The following is a 12,482-nucleotide window of genomic DNA, read 5'->3' as shown; positions in this document are numbered from 1 at the left end:
ATTATTATTTTAAATAGAAATACCCTTCTTAAAAATTTATCTCATAGAGGAGATTATGGATAGAAAATGTGAGGAATTTGATTTAGAGGATGAAATGAAGCGTTTGAATTCTTCTAAAGAATTAAAAATTGAAGATAATAATAAGAAAAAAGTAGTTAAAGTTGTTACTAAAAAAGAATCTGTTTCTAGTGCTTCTAGGAATTCTAATATTGATAAATTAAGAGAATCTAATGAGCTTTCTTCTGATTTTGATTATGATATATCAGATCCAGATTTGGAGAGTAGTATTAAGACTCTTGAACAAAGCAATATTATTAATTTTTTAGGTGGTAAGGATTCTATAGTTATTGATACTCTTTATGATAAGCCAATCACTGAAATTAGAAAAGTTGTTGAAGGACTTGGGACTAATCATACTATTGCGGTAACTATGAAAAAGACAGAATTGATATTTTTACTTGTTAAAATATTAACAGAGCATAATATTAATGTTTTATTTACCGGTGTTCTTGATGTTTTAAGTGATGGTTATGGTTTTTTGCGTACAGCATCTAATTCTTATCTGTCTGGAGGTAATGATGTTTATGTTTCTCCGTCTCAGATTAGGCTTTTTAATTTAAGAACGGGTGATATTTTATATGGACAAATTAGATCTCCAAGAGAAGGTGAGAGATTTTTTGCAATGATTAAGATTAAGAGTATTAATGATCAAGATCCTACATTTGCACAAAATAGAATACCTTTTGATAATTTAACACCTTTATATCCTAGTTCAAAATTAGATCTTGAATATGAAAATTGTAATATTTCAACTAGACTTATTAATTTGTTTGCACCTATTGGAAAGGGTCAAAGAGCTTTAATAGTCTCGCCTCCAAAAGCTGGTAAGACTACTTTACTTCAAAAAATAGCTAATGCAATTACTACTAATTATCCAGATATTGTTTTAATGATTTTACTTATTGATGAGAGACCTGAAGAGGTGACTGATATGATTCGTGGTGTTAAGGGTGAAGTAATAGCATCTAATTTTGATGAACAGGCTAGTAGGCATGTACAAGTTGCAGAGATGGTCATTGAAAAGGCAAAAAGATTAGTTGAGAATAAAAAAGATGTTGTGATTCTTTTAGATTCAATTACAAGGCTTGCTAGAGCTTATAATCAAACTATGCCAACTTCTGGTAAGATACTCTCAGGGGGTGTTGATTCTAATGCTTTACATAAACCAAAAAGATTTTTTGGTTCTGCTAGAAATATTGAGGAAGGAGGTAGTCTTACTATTATAGCTACAGCTTTAGTTGATACTGGGAGTAAGATGGATGAAGTTATATTTGAAGAATTCAAGAGTACTGGTAATATGGAGCTAATTCTTGATAGAAGTTTGGCAGATAGAAGACTTTTTCCTGCTATTAATATTAAGAAATCGGGGACAAGGAAAGAAGAATTACTTTTAAGTGAAGAAGAACGTTCTAAAATTTTGCTTATTAGGAAAATTTTAAGTGGTGTTGATGATTATGAAGGAGTTGAAGCTTTGGTTGAAAAGATGAAAAAGAGTAAAAACAATGAAATTTTTTTAAAAACCATGAGTAATGGAGATTAATGAAATTGACTTTGTTAATAATTTAGACTAAACTTTGATTAAATTAAGAGAGGCTTTATGAAAAAAGATATACATCCTGTTAGTAACTTAGTAGTTTTTAAAGACGGTGCTAATGGTGCCATGTTTTTAACAAGATCAACTTTAACGTCAAAAGAAGTAATTAAGTATAGTGATAATAAAGAATATCCATTAATTACTGTTGAGATTTCAAGTAAGTCACATCCTTTTTATACAGGTCAGCAAAAATTTGTGGATGCGGCAGGTAGAATTGACAAATTTAACAAAAAATATAAAAAAGCTTAATTAATATTTTTTTATTTTTTGTTGTTTTTAATATATTTTTTTTACCCTATATTTTTTGCCAATAAATTTTTCTATCTTTGTTTTGTCATTCTCATAGATTGTATTGCTAACAAGAGATGTGATGCTGTTTTTTTGTTTTAGTTGGTATAGTACTTTTTCAGAGATGTTTTTTATATCTGTATTTGTTATTTTAAAATAATTATTTCTTATATTTTGTCTTAGATTATCACTAATGTTTAGCATTTTTCTTTTGTAGCTTTGTAATATTTCTGTGGATTTTGTTTTTACATTTGTATTAAGTCCAATTACCCCTATTAAATATGTATAGATTTCGTCACATTTAATTTCATTATTAGCTAACTCTTCTAATGATGCTTCAAAAGCTTGGTATGTTGTGATAAAATTTGGATCTCTATATGATGCAAAAGAAAATATCCCGTTTGTAATAGATGCAAATGCACCATATGCTCCACCAGCAACCCTTATTTTTTCCCATAATATTCCGTTTTTTAATATATGTGTTAAGAAATTTATTGTTGGATATTCTTTATCTGTTATTTTATAGCTTGCAAAGCTCATGGCATTAAAAGATATCTTTGATGGAATGATCATTATTTCTTTTAAGACATTACTTGATGGTTGTATTGTAATTAAATTGTTGCTGTAAATTTTTTCATTTAGATTTTCTTTTAGTATAAATAATTCTGTTTCTAATTTTTTAACAACGTCTTTAGTATTACCTATAAGCAAGGATGATAGATTATTTTTAAGAATAATCTTATTTCTAAGGTTTTCTAAATTATGTGCAATTTCTTTTAAAGATTCTATGTCGGTTTTTATTTTGTGCCAATATTGTCTTCCCGTAATACCAAATTGAAGTTCTTGCAGGTATTTACTTTGACTTAATTTTGATTCTGATCTTGTTGTTGCTAAGATGTGTCCTTGTGGAATGAGTATTGATTTAAAGTCGTTTTTGAGACTTAAGACTATTTCTTTTAATCTATTGTAGTCGTGAAAATCTATATTGATTAAAATTTCTTTTATTAATGTGAATGATTCTTGAATTTTATTGTTAAATGATTTGAAATTTATATTAAACAGATTGATCATATTTCCGTGAATATCTTCTTCATAGCTTTCGTATATATTTAGTTGTCCCAGAGTATTTTGGATTTTATTATTTAAAGTGATATATGAGTAATTTTTGGTAGACAAATCTTGAATAGCTCTTTTAAGCAACGAGAGATACAAAAAATCTTCTTTTTGTAAAAAATCTAATGTAAAAAATAGATATACATTAAATATGTTGTTATTCTTTTTTAACTCAAATGTATGTGCCTTCAGTTCGGGAACATAATTTAAAATTAAGCTTTTATCAACTTCTTTTGGTAGGTCTTCTATCTTTAATATAGGAATTTTAGCAATATCAGATTTAAGATCTTTCTTATTTTGATATTTTTTGAATTTATTGTAATCTTTAGTAAATTTTGAAAATTTCTCTGGATTTTTTTTAATATCAATTTCTCTATCCATCAGTTTTTTTTCTATTTGTTCTTCCATTTCTTTAAGCATTTTATCCGATGGGTTGAAGTGAATTAGAGTATAGTGATTATTGTTTAGTAGATATTTTTCTATTAAATTTTCAAAATAGGGTTCTCCTCTCTCTAATTTGTTTTTGATTTCATTTAGCTGATAATTAATTTTTAGAGTTTCAGTTGGATGTAGGCCGTGTATCCAGCCTTTAAAACTTTTAATCATTAAATTAATAGGCCAACCTTGTCCTTTTTCTTCTTTTAATGAAAATTCGTAACCAAATAGAATACCTTGTATTAATTCTTGAGGAATTTTTACCTTTACAAGGTTTTTAAGTTCTTGGAAAACTTTGTCTTTAAATTCTTCTATTTTTCCTGGAAGTACGTTTTGTAAACCAAATGAAAATATGCATTCTTTTATGTCTGTGTTAATTCCGCTAACATCAGCTATTACATCTCCGATTTCGCTTTTTAGCATGTTTATAGTAAATTGGCAAGAACTATCTAGAATAATTTCTGATAAGATTTCAAGACCAATATTTTCTTTAATATTTTCAATATCACTACATAACCAATTTATTACATATACTCCCAATGTATTTTCAGTTTCTTTAGGAATATCAAAACTGAGTGTTTTGTGTTGGTTCCATCTTGTGGCTTTGTCTATGTTATAATTGACATTTGATTTTTTATTTGTGCAAGGCCTAATTATATATTTTTCAATGAAATTAAGATTTTTATTGGTATCAATATTGCCAAATAAAAATATTTTGCAATTTTCTAATGTATAGTATTTTTTATAAAATTCAATAAATTCTTCATATGTAAGATCAATAATGTTAATAGGGTTTCCTCCAGAGTCGTATTGGTAAGGACCTTTAGAGAAAAGAGAATTGGTGGAGATTTCATTAATTAAAGAATTTTTGCTTGAATAATTACCTTTCATTTCATTTAACACAATGCCAGATGGCTTAAAGTTATTTGGATTTATGTTATAACCCTCTTGCATAAAAGCTTCTTTTTTCAGTAAGGGGTTAAAAATGGCATCAGAATATATTTTAAACAAATTAAAGTAATCTTTTTGTATTGTGGATGCTGCTGGATATAGAGTTTTATCTGGAAATGTCATTGCATTTAGAAATGTATTTAGACTACCTTTCATTAAATATAGAAAGGGATCTTTTATTTTATATTTGTTTGAGCCACAAAAAATTGCGTGTTCAAGGATATGTGCAACACCTGTATTATTGAAAGGAATAGTTTTAAATGCTATTCCAAAGGCATTTTCTTTGAATGTACTATTTTTTAGCTCAAATATTTCTAATCCACTCTCATGTTTAAAATAAGACCCTTCAGCATCATATTCTTCTAAATAAGTTTTTGAAATTAAATTAAACAATTTTTTTTTCTTCATTGATAATTAATTTTATCCTTGTTTAATATATTTTTTTGATTCTTCTTCGCTAAATTCAAAAATATTTTCTGTATGATCTGTTGCCTCCAAATTAAATACATAAAGTGGAAATTTTATTATTATTTTTTTATCTTTAAAATAAATTACTGCTTGTTGTAAATCAAATAGTAATTCATTTTGATATGTTGTTGTAATTTTTTCTTTGATTTTGTGGGTAAAATATGGAAATGCTTCCTCTATGTTAATAATTTCATCTATGTTATAGATATAATCCCCATTACTATTAATATAGTAGCTTCTATGATTTGTGATATATGTATTATTAATTTCCTGAGAGGTATTTATTATTATTGTGTGAATACCGTATCCATAGTAAATTTCATAGTCTATATTTAAGCTTGGTTTTTGAGGATTTTGACTAGTGTTTTGAGTTGCACTTTCTAAGTTGGAAACTATCTCATTTGCATAGCTTTCAATCTCATCATTTAGTGATTTTGCCTTATTACTTTCTGTTGTTTGAGTTATTATTTTTGGTATTCTAATTTTATATTTTAAAAGTTCGCTTTCTTTTTCTGCTGAGATAGATTGAATTATTATTTCATTTTTTTCGTTATAAAGCGTATCAATATCATTAAAACTGATTTTTTTTGATTTTTTCGTGCATCCTAATAAACTTATCAGCAAGGATATAAAAATTAAAACTTTTTGGGTTGTTGGTGATTTTATCATAAAGATATTTTTCTCCATATATAAAGTTTTTTATGTTATTGTTATCAAGTATTATATAATACTTATTATACTAATTAGTATAATTTATTTTTCATTATTTTATTTTAATTATCTTTAATTAATTTATTATATTGGGAGTTCGTTAATGCTTGATCTGAAGTTTATAAGAGATAATTTAGAACTTGTTCGGGAAAATATTAAAAATAGAGGATTAAAATTAGAACTTGATTTGTTAATTTCATTTGATGATGAACGTAGAAAACTTATTACAAAGATAGGTGAATTGAATGCTTTAAGGAATGAAAATGCTAATGCCATGAAAGACAATATTGATGATTCTAGTAGGCATTATTTAATAGAAAAGGGCAAAGCTTTAAAAGCTGAAATTATGGATTTAGAAGAAAGGTTGGGTTATTTAACATCTAGACTTTTAGTTGAACATAAACGAATTCCAAATATTTCTGCTCCTGATGTCCCTGTTGGTGTTAGTGAGGATGAAAATGTTGTATTAAAAGTATCAGGAAATATTCCAAAATTCGATTTTAAGCCAAAAGATCATTTAGAGATAGGTATACATTTAGATCTTTTTGATTTTGAAAAGGCACGTGAGGTTAGTGGAAATAAATTTTATTATCTTAAAAATGAAGCTGTTTTTTTGGAACTTGCAATGATTAATTTTGCCTTTAGTAAACTTAAAGCAAAGGGATTTGATTTGTTTATTACACCTGATGTTGCAAGGGAATTTATAGTTGATGGGATTGGATTTAATCCACGTGGTGCTGAGAGTAATATTTATAAAATTGAGGATACTGATAAATATCTTGTTGGTACGGCTGAGATTACCCTTGGTGGATATTATTATAATACTATATTGGATCTCAAATCACCATTAAAAATGGCAGGACTCTCACATTGTTTTCGCAAGGAGGCTGGGGCAGCTGGACAATTTTCTAAAGGACTCTATAGAGTTCATCAATTTAGTAAAGTTGAGATGTTTTGTTTTTGTAGAAGTGAGGATTCTGATCGTATTCACAATGAGTTTTTGGAATTAGAAGAAGAAATTTTTACAGAACTTGAAATTCCATATAGAGTTTTAAATGTTTGTTCTTCTGATCTTGGTGCTCCAGCTTATAAGAAGTATGATATTGAAGCTTGGATGCCAGGTAGAGGAGAGAATGGCGATTATGGAGAGGTGACTTCAACTTCAAATTGTACAGATTATCAGTCAAGGCGCCTTAAGATTAGGTATAAAGAGGATGGGCAGAATAAATTTGTACATATGATAAATGGAACAGCAATAGCCTCCACTAGAACTCTTATTGCTATACTTGAAAATTTTCAAGATGCAAAAGGAGGGGTTCGTATACCTAAGAGTTTGGTTAAGTATACAGGTTTTGATTATATATCTCCTAAGAATTAGAGCTTAGGGTGTCTTCTTTTAGATGTTCAATTGCATTTAAGAGAATTTCATGGTTTTTCAGATTTTGATTAAAAGGTGCGGTTAAGGCTTGTCTAAATTTACGGGCATTTTTTTGAGAATATATCACTCTCATTATATGTCTTAGTATAGTGTTAATTGTTGGATGCTCGTTGTATTCTTTAATATATTCTACCATTTGAAATAGTATTTCTTTTCTTGTTGGAATTTGTTCTTTTTCTCCTAAAAATTCCCTTGAAATTTTTGCGACAAAATATGGGTTTTGTGCTGCAGCTCTTCCAATCATTACAGAATCTACATATGATAAGTGCGTTTCTATGTGATTGCTATTGATAATTCCTCCATTTATTTCTATAAATGTGTTTTTGTATTCTTTTTTTAGTTGATATACAAAATCATATTTTAGTTTTGGAATATTATGATTATCTTTAGGGGAATAGCCATTTAATATAGCTATTCGTGCATGGACAATAAAATTTTTGATTCCATATTCTATAATTTTGTCTACAAATTGCTTGAGTTCTGTGTAGGTTTCTTCTTGGTATTCTTTTTTATTATGTCTTATTCCTATCCTATGTTTTATTGAGATTGGCTTGTTTGTATTTTTTTGCATGGCTTTTAGGATTTTTCCTACTTGAATTGGGTTTTGCATTAAACAAGCCCCGTAATTTGCTTTTTGAATACGAGATGATGGGCATCCAACGTTAAGATTATATTCGTCAAAATTGAAATTTTTTTCAAGAATTTCAATTGCTTTTGCAGCATCATTTTCACAATTTGTTGCTATTTGAATTGCTATTGGAGAGTCATTGGGATTTTGTTTGACAATTGTATTTAATTCCCCCATTATAATTGATTTTGCAGAAATCATTGGAGTATATAGAGTAATTTTTTTTGATAATAATCTTATTATGTATCTAAAATGTTCATCTGTAATTTCTACCATTGGTGCTATTGATATTTTTCTGTTTATTAACATAGCGTAATATGCTAAAATAAATTGTTTAATTTGACAATATTGTTTTATAAAAATTAAGAGGCAGGATGTATGTTTCTAGAAAAAATTTTAATTTCATTATCGTTTATACTAGTGCTATTAGCATCGTTTATTATATCTAGTGGTATAAAGGGTATTGGTGTAAAAAATGCAAATTACATTACTGTTAAAGGATTAAGTGAAAGAGAGGTTTTGTCAACTTTTTCAAGTTGGAGTTTAAATTACGAATTGGGTGGCAATAGTGTAGAAGAGATTAATAAATTAAATAATGCTAATTTATTGAGAATAAAGGATTTTTTTGTGAGTTATGGATTTCATGAAGATGAGATAGATATGCTTAATATGAGTCTTAATATTGCAAATTATCGTGATACTCTTTACAAGTATAATGCTTACGTATCTTTAGGTGTTCGTACTGCAGATGTTGATAAAATGGAAAAAGCAAGTAAAAATATCACTGAACTTTACAATAAGGGAGTACTTTTAAATAGTAATCTTGGTCCAAGGTATTATTTTGATAAGATTAATGATGTTAAACCGGATATGTTAGCAGATTCTATTAAAAATGCTTATTCAGCAGCATTAGAGTTTGCACATCATTCAGGTGTTGCTTTGGGTAAAGTGAAAACAGCAAATCAAGGGTATTTTGAGTTTATTCCAATTGATAGAAGTGACGAAGATCATGCTCGTTATTCAAAAAAGATATTAAGAGTAGTTACTACAGTTTCTTATTATTTAGATTGATTTATTCAAAGGAATAGTGATGGAATTTTTGTATTCTAATAAAGAGAGTGATTTAAAGAATAAGTTTTTTGAGTTTTTTTTAAATAATGTTAGTCAAAGTGATTTTACTAGTATTGGAATTTGCGGTGGTCGCAATATTATTTCTTTTCTTAATGTTTTTGATGAGCAAAATTATTCTCTTAAGAAATCTCATTTTTTTTTAACCGATGAGCGTTGTGTTGATTTAAATAGCAGTTATAGTAATTTTAAACTTTTAAGTGAAAATTTTTTTTCTAAAATGGTGGAAAAAAATTTAGTCTGTGGTTCAAATTTACATCCTTTTATTTACAATGAATTTGATGAGACGTCTTCCATTTATAATTATAATATTGAATTTAATTCTAGATTTACAAGATTAGATTTAAGTATTTTATCTGTTGGTGAGGATGGGCATATTGCATCTATTTTTCCTTCAAAGAAGCTTTTATTTTCTGAAATGGAAGGATATCAATATGAGTATGATTCACCAAAATTTCCAAATAAAAGAATTAGTTTAACCCCTAAATCTTTATTGTCTTCTAAAGCATCTGTACTGTTTTTTATTGGGGATGAAAAAAGAGGTGCTTTAGAAAATTTTTTAAGTTCAGATATTTCTTTGAGGGAATGTCCAGCTAGAATTTTTAAAGACCATTCACATTTATTAGTTCTTACAAATATTGAGAGGGTCTATGCAGGATCCTAGACTGTCCAAATATCAAAATATAAAAAATTTGGGAGTAAAGACTTTTCAAAATATTTGGAATAATAAAGGTATTAAGAGTAAAGAATTGTATGATGATTTGGGTGATTCTGAGATACAAGGCTCAATTCTTAAATCTTGGGTTAATTTGGTAAAAAAAAGAAAAAAAGATGGTCAAAGTAAATTAAATGCGTCCAATAAAGGAGTAGAAAAGCCGGGGTTCATTCGTAGAGAGAGTAAAGTATCTAAAATAGCAAAGTATTTTTTAGCTATTGGTCTTGAAAAATCAGCAGAGATTATGGCTGAACTTGATGATGCAGATATTATTGCTATTACTAGGGAAATTACAAATATTAAATATATTACTCCTGATGATAAGAAACGAATTATTAAAGAGTTTGAAGAGTTGATTAGAAGTGAAAAAAAATATTTAAAAGTTGACGATAAGTTTGCCTATGAATTATTAAATAAATCTTTAACTAAAACACAAGCAAAGGAGATTTATAAAAAAGTTACAGGTCTTGATCCTTTTTTGCCTTTTGATTATTTGTCTGGCATTGAAAATGAACAACTTTGGGCTTTAATTAGAAATGAAAATGTTCAAACACTTTTAGTTATATATGGTTATTTGACTAAAGAACAAAAAAAATATGTTTTTTCTATGTTAGAAATGGATGTTAAGAAAAAATTTATTAAGACTCTTGCTAAACCAAGGCAGTTGAATGTGGATGTTATTGAGGTTATTTCTAATAGATTGAAGGATAGATTAAAAATTCAAGGTAAGCTTAAGACTGAGAAACTTGATGGCTCTAAGATACTTGTTGATATTTTAAGTTACATGGATTTTGAAGATGAAAAAAATCTTTTAAGTAATATTGATATGAAGGTTTTCAATCCTGTTAAAGATATTGAAATTAAAGAAAAGATATTTGATATTAATGTGATACTTAGAATTACAGATAATGATATGCATAATATTTTAAGAGAGTTTGAAAACCATGATATTGCAATGATTATTAAAGATAAAAGTGATGAGATTAGAAATAAAATTCTTTTTAATATTTCAAGGAGACGTAAAGAACTTGTCTTAGAAGAAGAATCCTTGTTAAAAAGAGCAAGAAAAAAAGATATAAAGGCAATGACTACGTCTTTTGTTAATTATATTAAAGAGTTAACTTTGAAAGGTGAGTTGATTATTTATAGAAAGAATGAGGAGTTTGTTTAGTGAAACTTGATGAGCTACGTGCAAAATATATAGACTTTTTTAAAAGTAAGGGACATTGTGAGATTGTAGGTAAATCTTTGATTCCTGATAATGATTCTACGGTTCTTTTTAATACGGCTGGTATGCAGCCCCTTGTACCTTATTTGCTTGGAGAGATTCATCCATCTGGAGATATGTTAGTTGATGTTCAAAAATGTTTAAGAACAGGAGATATTGATGAGGTTGGAGATTTAAGTCATTTGACTTTTTTTGAGATGCTTGGAAATTGGTCTCTTGGTGCTTATTTTAAAGAACTTTCAGTAGAATATAGTTTTGAGTTTTTAACTTCACCTCATTATTTAAATATTTCAAAAGATAAACTTTATGTTAGTGTATTTGAAGGTGATAAAGATATTCCTAGAGATGTAAAAACAGCTGATATTTGGGAAAAACTTGGAATTTCTAAAGATAGAATATTTTATCTCTCAAGAGAGCATAATTTTTGGGGTCCTGTTGGGAATGTAGGTCCTTGTGGTCCAGATACCGAGATATTTGTTGATACAGGAATAGATAAATGTTCTAATACGTGTGATATTACTTGTTCTTGTGGCAAATATTTTGAGATTTGGAATAATGTTTTTATGCAATATAACAAGGATAATAATGGTAATTATGAAGAATTAAAGAGGAAATGTGTAGATACAGGCATGGGTATTGAGAGAACAATTACATTTTTACAGGGAAAATCTTCAGTTTATGATACTGATGCATTTAGACCTATAATCAAACAGATAGAAAAAATTTCTGGTAAGGTTTATGGGGATAATTTGGAAGATGATAGAGCTATTAGAATCATTGCTGATCATATTAAGGCCAGTTGTTTTATTTTAGCTGATAATTTTTCAGTTCTTCCATCTAATGTGGGACAAGGTTATGTTTTAAGAAGGCTTATTAGAAGAGCTATTAGATATGCAAAAAAACTTGGTATGGAATCCCATTGTTTAGCAGATCTTGTTGATTCTGTTGAAGACATTTATAAATCTTTTTATAAAGAGATAACAGAAAAAAAAGATTTTATTAAGAATGAATTGAATATAGAAGAAGAAAAATTTTTTAAGACTTTGCGTTATGGAGAACAAGAATTTGTTAAATTGATCCATCAACTATCATCAAAATTAATTCCAGGTGATATTTCTTTTAAACTTTATGATACTTATGGTTTCCCTTATGAAATTACAGAAGAACTTGCAATTGAATATGGGTTTAGTATGGATAGGGAGGGTTTTGAAGAACATTTTAAAAAACATCAAGAAGTGTCTAAGAAGGGAAGTGATAAGGTATTTAAGGGTGGACTTGCAGATTGTTCATATGAGACTACTAAATTGCATACAGCTACTCATTTACTTCATAAGGCTCTTCAATTGGTGCTAGGTGATCATGTAAGACAAAAGGGTAGTAATATTACTTCTCAGAGATTAAGATTTGATTTTAGTCATCCTTGTAAAATGACGGATGATGAGATAAAAAAGGTTGAAGATATTGTTAATTTACAAATAAAAAATAAATTGTCTGTAAAGAAATCTATAATGAGTTTGGAGGATGCTTTGGTTAAAGGGGCTATGGCTTTATTTGGTGAAAAATATGAAGATATTGTAAGTGTATATGAAATAGATGGTTTTTCAATTGAAGTTTGTGGTGGTCCTCATGTTAATAATACCAGTGAGCTTGGCACTTTTAAGATACAAAAAGAACAAGCTTCTTCATCAGGAATAAGGAGAATAAGGGCAATTTTGATATGATAAT

General features: G+C 27.9%; 10 protein-coding genes. 7 read left to right on the top strand and 3 right to left on the bottom strand.

What is annotated here, in order from left to right:
* Positions 1 to 55: 55 nt before the first annotated feature.
* Positions 56 to 1,600: a transcription termination factor Rho gene (gene rho / locus BDU_RS01140; RefSeq protein WP_012537995.1), complete on the top strand. Its 1,545-nt coding sequence runs from the start codon at positions 56 to 58 to the stop codon at positions 1,598 to 1,600.
* A gap of 57 nt (positions 1,601 to 1,657) precedes the next feature.
* Positions 1,658 to 1,903 carry a type B 50S ribosomal protein L31 gene (locus tag BDU_RS01135; protein ID WP_012537994.1) on the top strand — a complete coding sequence of 82 codons (246 nt, stop codon included), beginning with the start codon at positions 1,658 to 1,660 and terminating at the stop codon, positions 1,901 to 1,903.
* Between the two features lie 27 nt (positions 1,904 to 1,930).
* On the opposite strand, the gene BDU_RS01130 is transcribed toward BDU_RS01135, so the two are convergent.
* The gene (locus tag BDU_RS01130; protein WP_012537993.1) at positions 1,931 to 4,849 is read right to left on the bottom strand and encodes an insulinase family protein; all 2,919 of its coding nucleotides are present in this window, start codon (positions 4,847 to 4,849) and stop codon (positions 1,931 to 1,933) included.
* Between the two features lie 12 nt (positions 4,850 to 4,861).
* The gene (locus BDU_RS01125; protein ID WP_041177689.1) at positions 4,862 to 5,578 is read right to left on the bottom strand and encodes a hypothetical protein; all 717 of its coding nucleotides are present in this window, start codon (positions 5,576 to 5,578) and stop codon (positions 4,862 to 4,864) included.
* Positions 5,579 to 5,723: 145 nt separating this feature from the next.
* Between BDU_RS01125 and serS the strand changes: the two genes are divergently transcribed.
* A complete protein-coding gene (gene serS, locus BDU_RS01120) occupies positions 5,724 to 6,998 on the top strand; it encodes a serine--tRNA ligase (RefSeq protein ID WP_012537991.1) in 1,275 nt (424 codons plus the stop codon).
* Here the strand turns inward: serS and dusA are convergent.
* Positions 6,988 to 7,995, bottom strand: coding sequence for a tRNA dihydrouridine(20/20a) synthase DusA (dusA, locus tag BDU_RS01115; protein ID WP_012537990.1), 1,008 nt, complete (start codon positions 7,993 to 7,995; stop codon positions 6,988 to 6,990). The two genes, serS and dusA, sit on opposite strands and share 11 nt — an antisense overlap.
* A 69-nt stretch (positions 7,996 to 8,064) precedes the next feature.
* Here dusA and BDU_RS01110 point away from each other — a divergent pair, with 69 nt between their 5' ends.
* Genes BDU_RS01110 through BDU_RS01095 form a run of 4 tightly spaced genes read left to right on the top strand, consistent with a single transcriptional unit; the run spans position 8,065 to position 12,478 of the window.
* The gene (locus BDU_RS01110) at positions 8,065 to 8,757 is read left to right on the top strand and encodes an SIMPL domain-containing protein (RefSeq protein ID WP_012537989.1); all 693 of its coding nucleotides are present in this window, start codon (positions 8,065 to 8,067) and stop codon (positions 8,755 to 8,757) included.
* A gap of 19 nt (positions 8,758 to 8,776) precedes the next feature.
* Positions 8,777 to 9,478 (top strand): 6-phosphogluconolactonase, encoded by a 702-nt coding sequence (locus BDU_RS01105; protein ID WP_038366093.1) that lies wholly within the window; start codon positions 8,777 to 8,779, stop codon positions 9,476 to 9,478.
* Positions 9,465 to 10,700, top strand: coding sequence for a flagellar motor switch protein FliG (locus BDU_RS01100; protein ID WP_041177688.1), 1,236 nt, complete (start codon positions 9,465 to 9,467; stop codon positions 10,698 to 10,700). Before BDU_RS01105 ends, BDU_RS01100 begins: the two co-directional genes overlap by 14 nt.
* Positions 10,700 to 12,478, top strand: a complete 1,779-nt coding sequence (locus BDU_RS01095) for an alanine--tRNA ligase (RefSeq protein ID WP_012537986.1) — start codon at positions 10,700 to 10,702, stop codon at positions 12,476 to 12,478. The genes BDU_RS01100 and BDU_RS01095 overlap by 1 nt, the downstream gene beginning before the upstream one ends.
* Positions 12,479 to 12,482 lie beyond the last annotated feature (4 nt).

Source organism: Borrelia duttonii Ly (assembly GCF_000019685.1).
In the GTDB taxonomy this organism is placed as follows: domain Bacteria; phylum Spirochaetota; class Spirochaetia; order Borreliales; family Borreliaceae; genus Borrelia; species Borrelia duttonii.
Note: the sequence above shows the minus strand (reverse complement) of the source record. Positions and strands in the feature narration are given on the sequence as shown.

What these genes read in the sequence shown, in the direction of transcription:
- rho (WP_012537995.1), top strand. Translation starts at nt 56, where the DNA reads ATGGATAGAAAATGTGAGGAATTTGATTTAGAGGATGAAATGAAGCGT.
- BDU_RS01135 (WP_012537994.1), top strand. Translation starts at nt 1,658, where the DNA reads ATGAAAAAAGATATACATCCTGTTAGTAACTTAGTAGTTTTTAAAGAC.
- BDU_RS01130 (WP_012537993.1), bottom strand. Translation starts at nt 4,849, where the DNA reads ATGAAGAAAAAAAAATTGTTTAATTTAATTTCAAAAACTTATTTAGAA.
- BDU_RS01125 (WP_041177689.1), bottom strand. Translation starts at nt 5,578, where the DNA reads ATGATAAAATCACCAACAACCCAAAAAGTTTTAATTTTTATATCCTTG.
- serS (WP_012537991.1), top strand. Translation starts at nt 5,724, where the DNA reads ATGCTTGATCTGAAGTTTATAAGAGATAATTTAGAACTTGTTCGGGAA.
- dusA (WP_012537990.1), bottom strand. Translation starts at nt 7,995, where the DNA reads ATGTTAATAAACAGAAAAATATCAATAGCACCAATGGTAGAAATTACA.
- BDU_RS01110 (WP_012537989.1), top strand. Translation starts at nt 8,065, where the DNA reads ATGTTTCTAGAAAAAATTTTAATTTCATTATCGTTTATACTAGTGCTA.
- BDU_RS01105 (WP_038366093.1), top strand. Translation starts at nt 8,777, where the DNA reads ATGGAATTTTTGTATTCTAATAAAGAGAGTGATTTAAAGAATAAGTTT.
- BDU_RS01100 (WP_041177688.1), top strand. Translation starts at nt 9,465, where the DNA reads ATGCAGGATCCTAGACTGTCCAAATATCAAAATATAAAAAATTTGGGA.